The sequence below is a fragment of the Frankia sp. AgB1.9 genome, assembly GCF_016786355.1.
In the GTDB taxonomy this organism is placed as follows: Bacteria; Actinomycetota; Actinomycetes; order Frankiales; family Frankiaceae; genus Pseudofrankia.
This window is the reverse complement of record NZ_JADWYX010000017.1, coordinates 65698-83817: the sequence shown is the minus strand read 5'-3', so window position 1 is coordinate 83817 and position 18120 is coordinate 65698. Positions and strand designations below refer to the sequence as shown.

14 protein-coding genes are annotated in these 18120 nt (G+C 69.7%); 5 read left to right on the top strand and 9 right to left on the bottom strand.

Going from position 1 to position 18120, the window contains the following annotated elements:
- Positions 1-247: 247 nt before the first annotated feature.
- Positions 248-430, bottom strand: a complete 183-nt coding sequence (locus I6A60_RS08830) for a hypothetical protein (RefSeq protein WP_203012638.1) — start codon at positions 428-430, stop codon at positions 248-250.
- A gap of 373 nt (positions 431-803) precedes the next feature.
- Here I6A60_RS08830 and I6A60_RS08825 point away from each other — a divergent pair, with 373 nt between their 5' ends.
- From I6A60_RS08825 to I6A60_RS08815, 3 genes are all read left to right on the top strand, one after another.
- On the top strand, positions 804-1883 hold the full coding sequence (locus tag I6A60_RS08825; protein ID WP_203012637.1) for a DUF1152 domain-containing protein: 1080 nt from the start codon (positions 804-806) through the stop codon (positions 1881-1883).
- 442 nt (positions 1884-2325) lie between these two features.
- A complete protein-coding gene (locus tag I6A60_RS08820; RefSeq protein WP_238435053.1) occupies positions 2326-3627 on the top strand; it encodes a cytochrome P450 in 1302 nt (433 codons plus the stop codon).
- A gap of 377 nt (positions 3628-4004) precedes the next feature.
- Positions 4005-4748 (top strand): hypothetical protein, encoded by a 744-nt coding sequence (locus I6A60_RS08815; protein ID WP_203012636.1) that lies wholly within the window; start codon positions 4005-4007, stop codon positions 4746-4748.
- A 149-nt stretch (positions 4749-4897) separates the two neighbouring features.
- On the opposite strand, the gene I6A60_RS08810 is transcribed toward I6A60_RS08815, so the two are convergent.
- Positions 4898-5614, bottom strand: a complete 717-nt coding sequence (locus I6A60_RS08810) for a hypothetical protein (RefSeq protein WP_238435052.1) — start codon at positions 5612-5614, stop codon at positions 4898-4900.
- 393 nt (positions 5615-6007) lie between these two features.
- Here I6A60_RS08810 and I6A60_RS08805 point away from each other — a divergent pair, with 393 nt between their 5' ends.
- On the top strand, positions 6008-6454 hold the full coding sequence (locus tag I6A60_RS08805; protein ID WP_203012635.1) for a thioesterase family protein: 447 nt from the start codon (positions 6008-6010) through the stop codon (positions 6452-6454).
- 39 nt (positions 6455-6493) lie between these two features.
- On the opposite strand, the gene I6A60_RS08800 is transcribed toward I6A60_RS08805, so the two are convergent.
- The 3 genes from I6A60_RS08800 to I6A60_RS08790 form a co-directional block, all read right to left on the bottom strand.
- Complete coding sequence (locus tag I6A60_RS08800; RefSeq protein WP_203012629.1) at positions 6494-11281, bottom strand: TIR domain-containing protein; 4788 nt, start codon at positions 11279-11281, stop codon at positions 6494-6496.
- 121 nt (positions 11282-11402) lie between these two features.
- Positions 11403-12092, bottom strand: coding sequence for a histidine phosphatase family protein (locus I6A60_RS08795; RefSeq protein ID WP_203012622.1), 690 nt, complete (start codon positions 12090-12092; stop codon positions 11403-11405).
- 53 nt (positions 12093-12145) lie between these two features.
- Positions 12146-13192, bottom strand: a complete 1047-nt coding sequence (locus tag I6A60_RS08790; RefSeq protein WP_203012620.1) for a dihydrodipicolinate reductase — start codon at positions 13190-13192, stop codon at positions 12146-12148.
- Between the two features lie 288 nt (positions 13193-13480).
- Here I6A60_RS08790 and I6A60_RS08785 point away from each other — a divergent pair, with 288 nt between their 5' ends.
- Positions 13481-13810 carry a GNAT family N-acetyltransferase gene (locus I6A60_RS08785; RefSeq protein ID WP_203012618.1) on the top strand — a complete coding sequence of 110 codons (330 nt, stop codon included), beginning with the start codon at positions 13481-13483 and terminating at the stop codon, positions 13808-13810.
- Between the two features lie 55 nt (positions 13811-13865).
- On the opposite strand, the gene I6A60_RS08780 is transcribed toward I6A60_RS08785, so the two are convergent.
- The 4 genes from I6A60_RS08780 to I6A60_RS08765 all read right to left on the bottom strand — a co-directional run bounded on the left by I6A60_RS08780 (position 13866) and on the right by I6A60_RS08765 (position 17964).
- Complete coding sequence (locus I6A60_RS08780) at positions 13866-15287, bottom strand: sulfotransferase (RefSeq protein ID WP_203012617.1); 1422 nt, start codon at positions 15285-15287, stop codon at positions 13866-13868.
- Between the two features lie 5 nt (positions 15288-15292).
- Positions 15293-16327: a zinc-binding dehydrogenase gene (locus tag I6A60_RS08775; RefSeq protein WP_203012616.1), complete on the bottom strand. Its 1035-nt coding sequence runs from the start codon at positions 16325-16327 to the stop codon at positions 15293-15295.
- A 35-nt stretch (positions 16328-16362) separates the two neighbouring features.
- Positions 16363-16974 carry a TetR/AcrR family transcriptional regulator gene (locus I6A60_RS08770; RefSeq protein ID WP_203012614.1) on the bottom strand — a complete coding sequence of 204 codons (612 nt, stop codon included), beginning with the start codon at positions 16972-16974 and terminating at the stop codon, positions 16363-16365.
- Between the two features lie 75 nt (positions 16975-17049).
- Positions 17050-17964, bottom strand: a complete 915-nt coding sequence (locus I6A60_RS08765; protein ID WP_238435050.1) for a hypothetical protein — start codon at positions 17962-17964, stop codon at positions 17050-17052.
- Positions 17965-18120 lie beyond the last annotated feature (156 nt).

The window sequence follows — 18120 nt, the reverse complement described above, 5'->3', positions numbered from 1 at the left end:
CGGCCCCGAGGCGTTGCAGCGGACTGCCGCGAACGACGTGGTCAGAGGTCGTTGCTGGTCATGCTCGGTGTTGGTTGAGGAGGAGGTCGTCGGTGATGTCCTGGTCGTCCCGGCGTGGCATGGGTGTAGTGGTGCATGGTGGTGGCGGGGGCGCGGTCGCTGAGGCGGGCTCGGGCTTTGAGGATCTTGCCGGTGCTGACGAGGTAGGTGGCGACCCCGTGGCGCAGGCGGTGTAGCGCGGGTTGTGTCAGCGCAGTGGGGACACAGGTATCGTCCGCAGTGACGTTCCGGCGACCGGCCGGGAGAGGTGGACGGCGGCGTCTGTGCCTGTCGTGGTGTGGTAGGCGCGGATGACGGTGTCGGTAAACCGTTCGGCTACGTCGGCGTTGACGAGTGCGAGGACGCAGCCGGCGAAGCCTCCGCCGGTCATCCGGGCGCCGTAGCAGCCAGGGGCGGTTCGACAGGCTTCGGTCCGCGGCGGAGCTACTCGATCTCACCCAATGTGCAGTCCCGCGTGCAAGTGGTCGCCGCGAAATCGGCGATCACCGCAATCGAGCTAGTTAGCGGGCGGTGCAGCTCTTCGCGCCAGGGAGCCTGCCCGGTTTCTGCACCTACAGATGTCGACGTCAGGTAAACGCGCTTTCGCCGGAGGGCCTGGCCAGGGGTCCGGGTGCGGGTTCGATCGGGCTAAAGTATGGTAGGTTCAAAGTCGACATCGAGTCGTTTATTGTCCGCCGCCGCGATGACGTCTGGGTGGTTGTTTCCAAGCGCTCTCCGGTAGCGTCTGATCGTGTCACTACGTAGTGGCCACCGGCGGCGGCGGCGACGCCCTGGGGGCCGTGATGGTCGGCCGGGCGTCTCACCCCGATGTTGATGTCGCGATTCTCACCTATGCCTGGGAGCGTCTACGCGTCGACCCGTTGCCTGGCCCGCGGAGTGCTGCGGACTTCAGCGGCCTTCAGCCGTTCGGCAGCCTGAATGCCCGCATCCTGTCGTCCACGGCTGTGAACCTGCCTAGCGGTTCGACCCTCCCTCGGCTCGCGGGATCGATCGAGACGCCTCTCCTGCTTCTTGACCCCGCCCAGGGAGCAATCGGGATCCGCGCACAGGTGAGGGAGATCATCGAATTCGCCGACGTCGACAAGGTGTCGCTCGTCGACGTCGGCGGAGACGCGGTCGCGCGAGGGGACGAGCCCGAGCTCATGAGCCCTCTCGCCGACATGCTGGTCATCGCCGCCTGCACGAGGCTCGGCGTCCCCGCGGAGTTGGTCGTAGCCGGGCCGGGCTTGGACGGCGAACTCGCCGCCTCCGCCGTCCTAAATAGGCTTCGCGGCCTCGGCGGACGACGCGCAGCGCCCCTCGGCCCTCACGACGTCGAGGCTGTGAGCAAGATCCTCGAATGGCACCCAACGGAGGCCACCGCGCTCCTAGCCGCTGCCGCACAAGGCCACCGCGGATCCGTCGAGTTGCGCGGTGAAGGGGCGACAGTAGAACTGACGGATGAGAGCGCGGACGTCTACGTTGCCGATCTCCGTCCAATTTACGAGGGAAGCCTCCTAGCCCTGCTTCTCACCGACACTCGCTCTTTGGCCGAGGTCGAGGATAAGATTCGAGCCGCTCGGGGAACATCCGAGATCGACTACGGACGGCGTAGGCTTGAAAGCCTGTCTCTAGGAGATGTGCGACCGGGTCGTGCCGAGCTTACGGCGAGAGTGGTCGCGTACATCGACGATGCTCGACGGCGAGGCATTGACTTTCTCACGTGCCGACGGCTCGCGGAAGCGATCAAGGCGCCCGGGATCGAGGCGCCGGAACTGAGGGAATACCTGCTGTCGGTTCAGTCTGGCCAGGATGCCTTTCCGTTGTGGTCGACACGGCGGTGAGTAAACTCGGATAGCCCGGCGGCGGAGTTGCTTGAGCGGGCTGTGCGGATCGTCGCCGAGGTGCGGGAGCGCTATCCGTCGAGTGGGCGGCGTGCGTCTGCGGCGCCAGTTGGCCGAAGGGGCGCCCGGACCGCCCCTTGAACGCCCGGTAGACCACGACAGCGTCCGCGACCCCGGCGACGACCGCCGCGGCCGGTCCGACCAGGTCGCCTCGGGCCAGGACCGGCGCTGACCGCTGGGCGGAAGGGGCGGCCCCCATGCCCGTCGACGGGGCGATCGCCGTCATTGCCGGTCGCAGTGAGAGGGTGTAAGCCTTTGCGGCACTCGGCCCGCTGGCTTGTCGATGGACGGGATGTGGCAGAGACGGCCAGCGTCGGCTGGCGGAGCGACCCATCCTGTCCGCGCGTCTGCCTCACCTGATCCGTTGGACGAAACTGGAGACATGCCCGAAGGGGCCGAGATAGCGATGACCCACCTGTCCAGCACGCAGCCCGCGGCGCCTTACAGCGAGCCGCGCCGCAGCAGGGTGCTTGCCGCGCGCTACCCGGCGCATACCGGCGCCTTTCGACTCTACGGCCCCGGTGTCAGCCAGAGTCTCGTTGCGCTGTACCGGCAGTTGCGCACCGAGCGCGGGGGCGTAGCACCAGTCCTGCTCGAGAGCGACGTTCCGGCCTGGCTGGTGCTCGGGTACCGGGAGGCGCATTTCGTCGCCAGCCACGGCGAGCTCTTCGACCGAGACTCCGCCCGCTGGAATGCCTGGGACCTGGTCCCACCGGAATGGCCGCTGCTGCCAGCCGTCGGCAAGGCCGACTCGGTGATGTGGGTGAGCGGCGCCGAGCACGCCCGTCGCTCCGGTGCCATCCACGACGTGCTCACGGAGGTCAACCTGTTCGACCTGCGGTCGCAGTGTGCGCGGATCGCGGACGAGTTGGTCGACCGGTTCGCCGATACCGGCGAGGCTGAGCTGATGTACCAGTACGCCCATGTACTGCCCGCGCGGGCGATTGCCGGGATTCTGGGTATCCCGGCGCACGAGACGGCAGCGGTCGTGCTCGACCTCGTGCGGATCCTCGATCAGGGCCCGGACGCACTTGACGCGCACGGCCGGATCAGCGCGCTGCTAGGTCGGCTCGTCGCGCAGCGGCGCTCGGCACCCGGGCGCGATGTGATCTCCCGGCTGGTCGCCCATCCGGCGGCGCTGACGGACGAGGAGGCGATTCAGGACATCTTCGTGCTGGTTGGCGCCGGGCAGCAGCCGACCGCGTACTGGATCGGGAACACGTTGCGGTTGTTGCTCTCCGATGATCGGTTCGCGACGACGCTCGCCGGTGGACGGCGCAGTGTCGGCCAGGCGATGGCCGAGGTGCTCTGGGAGGACCCGCCGGTCGCGAACTTCACTGGCCGCTGGGCCGTACGGTCCGCTTCGCTTGGCGCGCAGCGCATCCAGGCCGGCGACATGCTCGTTCTCGGCGTCGCCGCAGCCAACGCCGACCCGACGATCCGCCCCGACGCCTGTGCGGGCACCGCCGGCAACCAAGCCCACCTGGCGTTCGGCCTCGGCGAGCATCGATGCCCCATGCCCGCCGAGGATCTCGCCGAGGCGATCGCCGAGACGGCCGTCGAGGTTCTCCTCGACCGTCTCCCTGACATCACGTTGGCCATCCCGACTCGCGACCTCGTCTGGACGCCCGCTGTGTGGGTTCGCGGCCTCACCGCCCTGCCTACCACCTTCACCGCCGTCTGACCGCCGGGTTCACGCCGTGCCCGACTCCTCAGAATGACGGCTGGTAGGGGCAGGTGTTCTGGTATGCCTCGCCGGCCAGGTAGCGGGACCACTCCTCCCACAGCCGCACTGTGCCTGTGCGGTCTCATCCACGAGCACCGGGTTCCGCCCCCGGCCGTCTGGCTACGGCAGTCGGCTCCCAGGCGCCTGAGCGTGTCGTCTCGGGGCCGAGGTCAAAGGGTCTGCGGGCCTGCCGCCCAAGTCGACCGCAAGGGCGCAAAATGCCTTGCACGGATACTGACTTTTCGGGCATTCTGTGCCGCGCCGGGGAAGAAAGAAGACACCGGGAGAACCGGCGGCGTCGCCCCGGAATGGTGCGGTCGGGAGGTGCTCACGCGATGCGGAACCACGGCGAGAAGGTCAAGGACATGGCCGAGTCGGTGCTGCCGTCGACCGCGCGCACGTACGCGCGGGAGCAGCGGCGGCGGGTTCACCGGCGTCAGCGCACCCGTCAGCGGGATCTGCTCGTCATCGCCCGCCGCACGGCCTTTGACGGTGCCCTCACGTCAGAACTGGCTGACGTCGCGGAAACCGATTTCGAGGCGGATTTCGAGGAGCGCCGCCGGGCTCAGGACATCGCTCAGCTCGTCTGGGCTCGCCGGGCCGCCGACAAGACCGGGCCGCTGACCCGGTGGGCTGGCGCCCAGGTGGACCGGGACGCCAGCCTGCGGGAGGCGCCGCCGTCCGAGCAGGTGGCGCATTTCGCGAGGCTCGTTCCCGACAACCTGATCGGTCGGCACGCGCTCCAGCACATCGAGTCCGATCTGGAATACCGGGCGCGTCAAGCGGAGTGGCTACGAAGGAAGGCGGCCCGAGCGGAAGCCAAGGTCGACGCGCTCCGGAACCAGGTTGTTCGCGACGCCGGAACGATCCTCAGGGTCGGTAGGCACCGTGAGGTCAACGCGGCGCTGCGGGCGGGTTACCGTGCCCGGGCGACGGCGGCGACAGACGGAACGATCGTCTTTCCTCGCCCGGCCCGTTTTCTGCACGGCGGCCACGACGTCACCGAGTTCGCTCAGGTCGTCGTCGGCCACGCCTGGATCGTTCAGGTCGTGCACGCCACGGCGAACCGCGCGGCCTGAGCGACCGCGAGTCCCGGCGGCCGATTTCCACAGCGACTCCGAGTGGAAATCGGCCGTCGGGGCGTCGCCGTCGGCCTGGTCGCCCTGCTCGTCGACGGGCCACGCGGCCGCCTCGCCCGGCCACGACCGAGCCTTGACAGCCCGGACGGTCAAGCGGCGAACGCGTCAGCGGTGACATCACGGTCGAGGACGGCGGCCTGGTGGCCGTAGGTGTCCGACCCGTCGACTCGAATCATGACGCAGAACCGGTCGATCGCCCCGACGACCCTCGACACCTCGCGGAAATTCTGCCTGAGAAAGTGAATCGCGGCTCGGTTGGCGATCGCGGTCTGGCCGCAGATGAGAATGACGGGTCTGCTCGCACCGGTCGGGGCGAACTTCGCGACGAGGGCATACTCCCGTCGGCCCTGGTCGAGCGCGAACAGCTGCTCCCCGACAGTAAGGACCGCCGAATCTGCCCTCGTGGCATGAAACGGATGAACGGTCACGCCCGGCAGCTGGGCGGCCACGTGGCCAGCGGTGCGGGAATTCGACTCCGGGCCTCCTATGCAGAACTCGGTCCGGTTCCCGTTGCTTTCACGGAATCCGGTGGAAGACTGGACGGAGACCGAACAGGCGGCCTCGCTGGCCAGGACCGCCACCTCGATCATCGCGTGCACATCGTGATGACTGGTACTTCCCGGCGCGTCCCACTTGTTGTTCAGGATGACAAGACAGGTGCCGCCACGCTCCAGTCCGAAGAACAGCGCCTTCCGTCGCAGCACGCGGGCACCGTTCGCGCGCTGCCAAGCCCACACGGACCCGCCGCTGATGAGACTCGTGAGGAGACCGATCACGATGTTCAGGACCGCCGCCGACACCGTCATTACCTCCAGGTGACCAGGCCGCCGATACGAGCACATCCTCCCAGAGCCTGGAGGCTAGCCGGCGGGCTGTTCGGCCGGGTGGCCTCGGATCCGACGGCCTCGCGGGTGGTCGACCGCCTGGCGCTCGACGCGGAGGCGGCGTGCGCCGCGATGGACCGGGCCAGGGCGGCGGCGTGACGAGTTGCGCAGCCCTGGCCACGGTAAGCGGGTGGTTCAGGGGTTGAAAAGAGCGTGGCTTTTCCAGCGAGAAGGTCCTAGCCTCGCGTTCATGTAGGAGGCCGCTGGCCGGCACCCCAGTTCTGCACCCAATGGACCTTTGTTGGGTTCTCGACACACGGCCGTGCGTCGGGCAGCCTCCGGGAACGCGGACGCGCTCCGGAGAAAGGGAGTCGGATGTCTGGGAAACCGATCGTCTACACGACTAAGCACCGGGTCAAGTTCTCGGAACTCGACCCGTACAACCATGTGAATACGGGGCAATACGCGACGTACTACGTCGACCACCGTATGGAAGGTCTTCGGGTCTACGCCGGCTGGGATCTGAAGACCCTGGCCACGCTGCCCTTCATGACCTGGGTCCGGCGCATCGAGATCGACTTCCTTCGGCCGGTGTGGGGCGATCAGGAGATCAACATCACGTCCTTCGTCCGCGAGTTCCGCGGCCCCGACGCGTTCGTCGAGTGCGAAATGGTTGACTTCATGGGTACGTCCCTCTCTCGGGCTGTCATGACCGTTGCCCACGTCGACAAGGCGGCCAACCGCGCGACTGACTGGCCGACCGATCTCATGAAGAAGTTCTTCGAGCCCAACGCCGACTCCACTCGCCCTGCCATCGCCTGACCAGACACCATGGCTCGGGCTCAAATCGAGCCCGCTGGATCAACTGTTCCGGCGCCGCCGTGGCGTGGATCGGCTCTTCGTGCCGTCGGGTGTGTTCGTGACCGGGCGCGGCAGCGGAGAATCGGGCGCGAGGCGCCGGATCGATGGGTCGAGATGGTCGAGTTCGCCCGCCGAGAATCTCAGCTTCCCCAGCGTCCACCACAGTTCCTGGCCCGCGTCGCCGGACAGTTTGTAACTCCCGTCCGGCAGAAGGACGGCCCAGGCGCCGTCGGCGAGGCCAGTGAGCGTGGCGACGCGGGTGCCCGAGCCGACGTCCCAGAGAATGGCGGTTCCGTCCCGGCTGCCCGTGGCGACGGTGCCGCCGTCGGGGCTGAAGGCGACCGACTCCACCATCCCGGTGGGATGGGCGAGCTGGTGGGCCTGCTCGCCGGTGGCGGTGTGCCAGAGCTGGATGCCGGGACCCCCGTCCGCGATCGCCAGCGTGTCGCCGTCAGGCGAGAGGGCCATCCTGTTCACGGCCCGTGATTTCCCGGCAAGCCGGCGGATGCGCTTCGCGGTCGTTGCGCTCCAGAGCCACACGACGCCGTCGTCCTCGTCGGCGGTGGCGAAGGTGTCGCCGCGGGAGGCGAAGGCCACCTTCCGTACCTCGCCGGTGCTCTCGGCCAGCAGATTCGCCCGCGTGCCGGTCGCCACGTCCGCTGCCTGCAGATAGCGCGAGCCTCTGAGCACGAACCGACCGTCGGAGGTGAACACCAGCGGATCCGGTGTGTCGACGGCGGTGAAGGAGATGCTGCGGATCACACTGCCCGTGTCGGCGTTCCAGAGATTTACCTGGCCGATGTTCGTCTTGGCGGCAATCGTGTTCCCGTCCGGGGCGACGGCCACAGAGGTCACCCAACCGACTCCGCCGTCGAAATCGCGAATCCTCCTACCCGTCGCCGCATTCCACAGGATGACGGCGTCGTCGTGGTCACCGGACACGAGAGTGGCGCCGTCGGGGCCGAAAGCCAGGGTGGTCACTGCGCCGAGGCGTCCGGAAAGCTGTCGGACCTGTCTGCCCGTGGCGGTGTCCCAGAGACGGATTGTGCGATCCCCGCCCGCGGTGGCAAGTGTTCTGCCGTCGGGGGCGAACGCGACCGCGTTGACCACGCCTCCAGGGCCGGTCAGTTGTCGGACCTTCCGTCCCGTTGCCGGGTTCCACAGGATGGTGGTGCCGTCGACGTCGCCCGTGGCGAGCGTGCCGCCGTCGGGTGTGAAGGCCGCAGCGCCCACCCGGTTGGTGTGACCGGTGAGCCTGCGCAGTCGCCGTCCGGTGCCGCTGTCCCACAGCCGAACGGAACGATCGTTGCTGACGGCGGCGAGTACGCCTCCGTCAGGGGAGAACGCCACCGCGTTCACCGTTCCCGCGCCGAGCAGCCGGCCGACGGTGACTGTTCGGATCCGCCTGCCGTCGGCGACCCGCCACAGCGCCACGGTGTTGGTGCCCGTGACCGCGAGAACGCTGCCGTTCGGGCTGAACGTCATCGCGTCGACCGAACCAGGCAGGTCCACGAACTGGCGGACCTGCCTGCCGGTGGCGGTGTCCCAGAGCTGTATGGCCTCGTTGTCGCGGGCACCCGCCAGCATCCGCCCGTCGGGCGTAAAGGCGATCGCGGAGAACCGGACGCCGGTCGACTGGTGAGCCTGTTCGCCGGTGACCGCGTTCCAGAGGCGGAACGTGTAGTCCTGGTCCCGGGGCCAGCTAGCGGTCCTGGGGTAGGTGACGGTGGCGAGGACGGCACGATCGGGGCTGAGGGCCCACCTCGACAGCAGACCGGCGTAGCCGGCGAGCTTTCGTACCCGTTCGCCGCCGCGTGCGTCCCAGCGGCGAATGACGCCCGCACCGAGGTCGACGGCGAGCAACGAGCCGTCGGGGGTGAACGCCGGGTGGCCGGCCATCACCTGGACTGGCCGCAGGTCGGCGGTCGCTATCACCGTGTCCGTGGCCCTGTCGATGGCGAGCATCGTGCCGTCCGGTGACCACTCCAGCGCCTCGACCCGGCTCCACTGCGATTCGGCGGGCGGTAGTCGCCAGACACGTACCGGGTCGCGACCGGTCATCGCGGCGGGCACAAGCTCGGCTGCCGCGCGGGCCTGCTCGTCCAGGTCCGGAGCGAGCAGCGCCGCGTCCCGCCAGCGGCTACCGGTCAGGCGGGTCCGGTGCAGGCGGGGCCGCACGAGGTACGCGCTGGTCAGATCCGCGTCGGTCAGATCCGCGTCGGTCAGATCGACGTCGCTGAGCCGGACACCAGACAGGTTGGCCCCGCGCAGGTTCGCGCCGCGCAGCACGCGGCCGGACAGGTCGACGCCGCGCAGGTCCTGGCCGGCCAGGTCGACAGGTAGTTCGCGCAGTCCCAGGCGACTGGCGACGGCGAGTGCGTTCGCGCGTGCCGTGCCGCCGCGTTCGGGGCGCGCGCCGACGATCGCCGCGGCGCCGGGCGACGCACGCTGTGGCTCCGCCTGGATGCCCGACGGGAGGCCCGCGGCGGCGGCCCGCCCTTCCGGGGCGAACCGCTCACCCAGAATGGCGCGGGCCCAGCGTTCCAGAGCCGTCCGATTCGCGGCGCCGATGAGGAAGTCGACGATCAGCGTCGACATCTCGCGCTCACGCAGCGCCGGGCTGTCACCCGTCGCGGTGATCTGGTCGGCGGCGGTGACGGCGACCAGGTACTCCAGGACGGACGAGTGGACGAAGCGGAACCGGTCGGCCTCGTCGCGGATGAGCAGGCTGCCGGAGCCGATCGTGAAGACGGCCTGGGCCGGGTCGAGCGTCGTAGGGCCCAGCTCAGGAAACGTCTGGTCGACGACGGTCGCGAGGCTGGCAAGGTCGAGGCCATCGGCGCGGCTGGTCCAGAGGCGCAACGCGACCGCTCGCGCGGCGATCGCGAGCTGGCTGGTCGAGAGGGTGGGCATGGAACCGCGGGTGGGGCGTCGTCGGCCTGTCTCCAGCGTGAGCCAGCGGTCGACGAGCAGCCGGTACAGGTCTGCCTGGGTCATCTGCCCGCCGGTTGCCCGAGCCGCGAGCAGGTCCACTTCCGCCAGGTCGGCGATGAAGGCGAGCATCCGCGGCGTGCTGGAGAGCCCGCGCAGGTCGGCGACGCCGGCCAGCAGGTCGAGGCGGCGCCGCGCGGCGCCGCCCGGGGCCGTCTCGCCGGCGTGAGCGTAGTGACGGGTGAGGAACTCCAGGATCTGGTCCTCGTCGAAGCCGGTCAGGCGGATCGTGCGGGCGGCGGGGAAGAGCTGGACCTGCGCGCCGAGGGCGGTGAGCCACGGCTGCCCCGGCCGGACGGGCGGGCCGCTTCGCCGTTGGTCCTCCGCCCGCAGCGCGGCACGCCACTGCTCGTCGGAGGCGAAATGCTGGGTGCGGCTGGTGACGATCACCTTCGCCCGGCCCGACACCGCCGAGAAGATCATGTTGAGGTGCTCGACGGCGCCGTCGTAGGTCAGCCGGATCGCCAGTTCGTCGAAGCCGTCGAAGATCAGCAGGATCTGGCCCCGGTCGAGCATGCGGCGCACCGCCCGAGCCGAGACGCTGTCCTCGCCGGACTCCTGCAGGTGCACAGCCAGCACCGTGTCGAGGTTGTGGCTCTTCTCGTAGGTTTGCAGGCTGATCAGCATCGGTGTCAGCTGGGGCAGCAGTAGCGGGACCCGCCGGGCAAGCTCGCGGGTCAAGAACGTCTTGCCGTGCCCGAAGTCGGCGAGGACGAGGACGAGGCGTGCGTCCCGGGTGTCGAGCCAGTCCACTACCGCGCCGAACACGTCGGCGTGTGCCGGGCTGCCTGGTGGCTCGTCGAACCGCACGTACCGCTGGGGCACATAGAGCTCCGGCGGGTAGACCTGGTCGGCCGCGAGCAGGGCGGCCTGCCGGGCGCGGTACTCGGCCGGGTCCCAGCCCCGCTCGACCGCGCGCAGACTGGCCACCTCGACGCCGCGTCGTCGGGCCCGAACCCGCAGCTGGCCGTCGGTGATCACCCCGTCGTAAACCAGCTCGGACTCGGCGAGTTCGTCGGTCTCCAGCCGAGGAGCGTGGACCTCGGCGAGGAACCGGGCGAGCACCGCCTCGTCCAGGTCTCCGGCGTGGACGCCGACCGTCCAGCGTCGAGGCTCGCCGTCGACCCTGGCCAGGATCTCCAGATAGCGCAGGCCGTCCGGGCTGACGGCCCGGGTCACCGCGGCATCCGGAAAGCGTTCCAGGTAAGCCTCGGTCACCCGGTTGAGCAGCTCGACCAGCTTGTCGGGCAGTTGCGGCCCGGGAAAGGACGGTCCTGCCCCGGCCGGGGCGTCGGCGGTGCCCGGGAACATCGGCTCGGTGCGGGGGCGGGCCGTACCGTTGATCGCCGCCTCGACGCCGGCGGCCAAGGTCTCGGCTGCTTCCTGCTCGTCGAGCCCGGCCAGATCGATCGCGACCAGGCCGCCGAGGACGCCCGGCAAGGTGGACGGTCGAACCTTGACCGGTATGAGGCGCCGCCCCGATCCGTCCGGGTCGGAGCGGAACGCCGCCTCCCAGGTCGCGACCGCGCCTCGCGCCGCCAGCGCCTCCGGGGACACGACGACGAGGGTGCGCTGGGCGACCTGAATCGCGTGATCGAACCAGCTGACCCGCGAACTGCCCGGCACAGCGTCCCAGGCCTCGACCAGCGGCCAGAGTCCGGCCGCCGCGAGCTGCCAGGCGATCCACTCCGCCCACAGCCGATCGGCGCCGACCGTCTCGACGTAGTTGACAAGGAAATCGGGCTGCCGGCCGTCGTCGCCGGCCAACGCGCGGTCCACATCGCCTTCGCGCGTCACAGCCCCCAGCTTTCCACCAACATCACCGGTGCGGAGCCAGAACCGCGCTCTCGACCAGCCGCCGAAGGCGAACGCTGACGTCTCGAACAGAACACCGCTGCGCTGACGCGCAGTACCCCGGTTACCCGGCCTCGCGGCTTTCCGCGACGGCCTCGCGGACCGGGGCGCCGGTGACATCGTGCGCGGCCACATCGGAAAGTGAGGCCGCGCCCATCGGCTCGGAGTGCCACCGCGCTAGGTTCCAGCCGGTCGACAGGTCGCCCTCGAGGGTGACCATTCCGGTGTTCGCGAGCCAGAGATCCTCGACGGAGCCGACGCCGCCGGCCCGAATGCCGACCCAGGCCCGGATCGCGGCGCCGTGACTGACGACCAGAACGGCGTCCTGGTCGGCGTGCGCTGCGGCGACGTTCGCGATGGCGGCGTCATACCGGTCCGCGAACACACGGCCGGTCTCGCCGCCGGGCATCGCGCGGTTCAGGTCGCCGTGGATCCAGCTGCTGACAACGTCGAGGTAGGTGGCGATGGCCTCCTGGTCGCCCCGCAGCTCGAGGTCGCCCGCGACGATCTCCTCGACGCCCTCTTCCACCCCGACCGTCAGCCCACGGGCTTCGGCGACGGGAGCCGCGGTGAGCTGACTGCGAACGAGAACCGAGGCGTAGATCGCCGAGATCTGCTGACCGTCGAAGGCCGCCGGCAGGGCCTGTGCCTGCGCGTGCCCGAGCGGGGTCAGCCCGGCCCCTGGACGCGCGGTGTCCAGGGCGCCGGCGACGTTGTAGCGAGTCTGGCCGTGGCGGAGCAGCATGAGTCGCATCGCAGCCGAGTTTAGCGTCGGCCATCGGTCAGCTGTTCGATGACGACTGGCGATCAGATCCGGACGCGGCCGCGGGGGAGTGGGAGCGGGATGTCGGTGTAGGTGACGATCCCCGGGGCCGCGGCAACGACGGCAGGTATCGCGTTCAGCGCGGGAAGCGCCGTCATCACCATTCCCAGCACCATGAAGTCCCCGAGGGTCTTCCACTCGAAGTCGGCGGGCGGTGCGATGTCGATCTGCGTGCGGATCGTCGGGCGGCCCTGGACCTCGATGACGTACCCCGTGTTGATCTCCCAGTCGGGGTCGAGGGTCTGGCCCTTGCGCCAGCGCACCCGCAGGTCGACGACCGTGCGCCCACCGATCCGCCCCTGCCAGCTGATCGCGATGCCGGCGACGTGGTCGGCGGCGATCTGCCACGACCCTAGATCGACGTCCTGGGTCGTCCGCGCGTACTCGGCCTCGCAGACCACCTCGTCGAACTCGACGCCGAGCGCGTCGCCGAGCAGCCGCACCGCGTCCTCGAAGACGGCCGTCGCGGAGGCCGTCATCCGCGGCAGCTCCGGATCGTCCATCGGCCGCCCGAACCCGACCGGCAGCTCGGTGGCCGGCGAGTCGTAGCCGGAGATGTCCGCCGTCTCCGTGACCACGACCTTGTCCACCCGGTCGCAGCAGCTGGCCGACACGATCGCGACCAGGTCCGCGAAGCCCGGGTTGATACCACTTCCAAAGATCGAGGACTGCCCCCGCGCGCACGCCTCGGCGATGCGGCGACGCCCGTCCCCAAGCGAGTGACCGGTGATGAAGGCCGCCGTGCTGACGATGTTGGCGCCCGACTCCAGGATGCGGACGATCTCGTCGACGTCAGGCCACATCGGGTTGTAGACCACGCAGTCGGGCTTCAGGCCGAGCAGGGCGTCGACATCCCCGGTCGCCAGCACCCCCGTCGGCGCGATGCCGGATAACTCGCCGGCATCCCGCCCTGCCTTGTCCGGCGACCACGCGAAGCACCCGACGAGCTCCAGGTCGGGATGAGCCACGATCGCCTCGACCGACTGCCGTCCGACATTGCCCGTCGTCCACTGCACGACCCGGAACGTCATCGCCCACCTCCGTCTTCAGGGGCCGGCACCCGGCCCCACCCAGGTCGAACGGTCGCCGTCCGGCCCTGACCCCACCTTAAGATTTAGATGTATTGACGTCGAGCGAATCGTCCGGCCCTCGCGGGCGCGCGCCATGGCTGCCCGTGGGACGGGCTGGAGCCGGCCTCGACCAGGGCTTGATTCATCTAGATAATTCAGGTTGATCTGCCCGTGATCGACCGGGCGCCGGGAGCGGGCCTGTACAAAGGAGCGTGGGGTTGCGGCACCCGTCACCGAGGAGCGACAGCGATGTCTGGTAAGCGCACGTTGACCGATGTGACCGCGCGGCACCGGTTCGAGCTGGACATCGATGGTGTTCTGGCCGGGTTCGTCACCTACACCGCGCACGCGGGGATCATCGCGTTCAACCACACGGAGACGCTTCCGGCGTTCGCCGGTCAGGGCGTCGGGGGCGACCTCGCCCGGGGTGTGCTCGACGAGGCCCGGGCCCGGCAGCTGAAGGTCTGGCCGCGCTGCCCCTTCATCAGCGCCTGGATCGGCAAGCACCCCGACTACGCGGATCTTGTCGACCCGGAGTGGAGCGCCGAGCACGAACCGGCCGATGGGCTGCAGGGCTGACGCCACCGGCATCGGTCCCGTGGGCGGTGCCAGCCGGCGTCCAGCTCCGCATCGGTCAGGTTTCGGTGGGGACGGCGTACCGGGTCGTGTAGTCGGCGAACTCGGTGGTGAGCTGCGGGTAGGTCCAGCCAAAGTCGGTCGGGGTGTAACGGTGGCGGCCATGGGCGTCCTGGGGGACCTGGGCGAGCCAGGCCCGCATCCGGCGGGCATGCAGCTCGTGGACGGTCAGGCCGGAGCGTTCGTAGAGACTGGCGACGGCGCCGACCGGGTCGGCCATGAGCTGGTCGTAGCGAACGTGGACGCACCAGCCAGGCGGGTTGTCGGTGTCGAACGCCATCGCGGCGCTGATGGCCCGGCGAGCCTTTCCCTTCCACTCCTCGGCTGTCGGACGCGGATCGGTGCGACTGGTCAGCGGGCGCTGAGCGGCGTTGTTGAGGCTGGCCAGCGAGGTGACGACGGGGGCCGGGTCGCGATGGGTCCAGATCACCCGGGCATCCGGGTACGCCGCGAGCAACGTCGGCAGGCACCACAGGTGGTTCGGTGACTTGAGCACCCAGTGGCCGGTCGGCTGCGCGGACTGGAAGGCCTGCAGGGCCAGCTTGTGCTGGGCGTAGGCCGGGGTCATGTCCGTCGTCTCCAGCCACCGGCCGTAGGACGGGACATGTGCCTGCGTCTCGATCCCCAGGGTGCGCAGGTCGTACATGAACAGCGCGATGCACTCCTCTGCGACGGTCGCGCCGAACGGGTGCATCGCGCCCAGCGCGGGGTTGAGCCTGAGTAGCTGCCCGAGCTCTCGGGCGCTTTGCGCGATACGCGGGTCCTCGGCGGCGGTCTCCAACGTCGGCGGCGGAATGGGATGGGCCGCCTCCCATTGCCGCAGTGGGCGGGAAAGGGGGTCGAGTCCGAGCAGGATCGACAGCAGGCTGGTACCCGTGCGGGGCAGGCCGACGATGATCCACGGACTTTCGATCTGTTCGGAGCGGATTTCCGGGTGCGCCGTGGTCCAGGCGTGCAGGGCGATTCGGTTGACCAGGGCGTTCGCCAGCATCCGGGTAACGAGTAGACGGCCGAAGGTGGTCAGGTCGGCCTCTGCTGCGGCCGCCGCCAGGTAACGCTCAAGCGGTTCGCGATAGCTGGCCGAGCCGAGGTCATCGGCCCCGAACTGCGCGCGGGCCCGGGCCTGGGCCGCGGCGACGACCTTCTCGGGCGACAGCGCCGGCCGGTCGAGCCGAAGCCGGCGAAGTCCAGCGCCGACCGCGTTGAGCAGGCGAAGCGGCGGGTTGCGCAGTTCGGCGTCTCGCCAGGTGTACTCCCTGACCGGCGCGGCTTTCGCAGGGTCGCCGGCCGGGTTGGCTAACGGACCTGGGTCGGCCGCGGCTTCCGCCGTCTCGGCCTCGACAGCCGGGGAGACGCCGGGGACGGCCGGGTTGGTGGCCGCGGGTGTCGGGGCGACGGCGTTCGTCGGTTCGGTAGCCATCGCCGTCAGGCGCCGAGCTCTACGACGGTGCGGCCGATGGAGCGGCGCGCCTGGTGGTCGCCGAGCGCCGCGGGCGCCTCCTCGATCGTGACGCGACGGCCGACGAACGGCCGGATCGAACCGGCGGCCAGCAGGTCGAGGAGCTGGCCGTGCACCTCGTCCGCCGTCTCGCGGCCGAACGGGTTGAGACCGAACCGACGCATTCCCGGGTCGATCTGGTCGACCCACGCGAGCATCACCCCGACGATCGAGAAATTGCCGATGCAGGCCAGGCGCAGCGGTCGGCCGGCCATGCCGTTCTCCGGGTCGTCGGCAAAGCCAACCGGGACGTAGCGGCCGTCGCGGGCGATGCACGTCCAGGACTTGCCGACGAACGCGCCGCCGGACAGGTCGTAGATGACGTCCGCCCCGACGTCGTCGGTGTTCTTGAGGACTGCTTCGGCGAAGTCGTCCTTCGTGTGGTCGATGACGACCTCGGCGCCTAGCTGTTCGCAGACCTCGGCCTTCGCCGGACTTGAGACGGTGACGAACACCCGGGCCCCGATCGCCTGCCCGAGCTGGATGGCGGCGGTCCCCAGCCCGCTGGCCCCGGCATGGATCAGCAACGTCTCGGCGGGGGTCAGCTGGGCCCGATGCAGCAGTGCGAGGGCGCCGGTATGAAACGGCAACAGGAAGGCGGTCGCTTCCGCGTCGTCGAGCCCCGGCGGCGCCTCGAAGACCGATACCGCCGGCGCGATCGCGTACTCGGCGAGGCCACCCAGGGCGTTCTTCGTGATCGCGACGACGCGTCGGCCGACCCACGCGTCGGCGCCCTCCCCGGCCGCGTCGACCACCCCGCACACGTCCATTCCGAGCGTGAACGGCGGTGGCGTCGCAACTGTGACCAGATTGCCGCGGCAGCGGTCGATGTCGTTGAAGTTGAGCGAACCCGCCCCGACCCGGATGCGTACCTCGCCGGGCCCGGGCACCGGTAACTCGACCGTCGCCACGGCGAGAACGTCTGTCGGGTCGCCATGCTCCCGCACCTGCAGTGCCTTCATCTGGGTTTTCCCTCCCCGGTCCGTGGCAGACGGACTCAGATCTCTTCGGGCGTCGCCCTGCCGAGAAGCGCGGTGACGGCCGGTACCAGCAGCCGGTTGAGCTGACGGCGGATCGTGGCCTCATCCAGGTCACCCGGGCCGGGGACGGCCGCGTAGGAGATGATCAGCCGCAGGATCCAGTCCACGAGGTCGCCGAGCTCAGGTTCGGCCAGTCCTGTGACGGTCACGTCGATGAGCGGGCGGATCGCGTCCTCGCTGATCCGGCGCAGCGACGTCGCGCGTATCGCTCGTCGTGCCGACCAGGCCGCGTCACCGGTCGAAAACAGCGCCGCGTGGACCGGCCGGCGCTGAACCTCTTGAATCGCGAAAACCATGCCCTCGACGAGCCGTAACGACGGGTCGGTCACCGACGCGAGCAGGTCGGCGGCGTCGGCCGACATCTGCTCGGACTCCCGAGCCAGGACGGCATGGAAGATCTCCACGGTCCCGCCGTAGCGCCGGTAGAGCGTGGCCCGCGAGATCCCGGCGCCGCGGGCGATGTCGGCGGCGGTCGTCCGGCTGACCCCGAGCCGGACGAAGCACTCGGCCGCCGATGAGAGCACCGCGTTCCTGGCGGCCGTGTCCGTCACGATCACCGCCCGCGCCATGAGACGGATCATGTAACACGTTTCAGTTTGACTCAACCCTGCCGTTGGCCCCGGGAGCCGGCCCGGACCGGGCGGTCACGACGCCGGGAACGCGCCGGCGTCGATCGGGCTGGTGGGGGCGGAGTTCGACAGATCGCTGGTGTGCAGGGTCAGCGTCCAGACGCTGTACTCGATCGTCGTGCTGGTCGACGAGGTCGTGTATTCCACGGGATTGTCGAACTTGTCGAACGCGCAGTCCCGGGTGAACCGGCGGTTGCCGTCGTCCCAGTCGGTGCCGGTCGTGTAGTAGGCGTCGTACGTCCCGTTTGGGATGCCGGTGACGGTCGCCGAGCCGCCTGCCTGCACGTACAGGGCGCGGATGAGGTCGCCACCGGACATCACCTTGACCACCGAGTCGGCGGTGCCCTGGTTCTCGACGGTCAGATGGCCGTAGCCACTCGATCGGCCGCCGGGAAGCGGTCCGGTTCCCGGCCGGCGGGCCGGGTCCGCCGTGGCGGCCGGCAGGAACGTGCCGAACGTGTACGGATGGCCGGGGTCGGCGGTGGTGAGGGCCAGGAAGGCCAACCGGAACTCCTGGGCACCGTCGACGTTGGACGCCCGGGGCAGACCGGTGCCGCCGGTGCAGACCGAGGCGTCCTTGGTGTCCGTGGCGATGGTCGCCAGGTCGTTGGACAGGTCGCGCATCGCGGTGATCACCTGGCCGGTCGAGGCGACCTCGGGCCTCGGCGGGCGCAGGTTGCCGAGAACTCCGGCCTGGGCGTCCAGGTTGAGCTGTACCGCGCCGAGCGCGTTGGCCAGGTCGGTGGGAGTCTGCGCGGCGCCGATTGCGTCGAATCCAGGCTTAAGTGCCGCGTCGACCGCCGAAAGCGCCTGCTGAAACTCCTCGCGGGACATCGCCGTCGGCGGCGGCAGCGAGCGGCGCACCGTGGGCGACGGCGAGACCGACGGCGTCAGCGTTGGCGCGCCGCCTCCGCCCGTGCAGCCGCTCATCGCCAGCGTCAGGGCGCCGACGCCCGCGATCAGACATAACGGTCTCGATCGGCGCAGTCTGACGGCACCGTCGGAGCGCTCGGAAGGTGACAGGGACAGGTGGCGCCCTCTTGACACGACAGCCTCACATGTCGAGTCACACAAACCTTTGGCGGA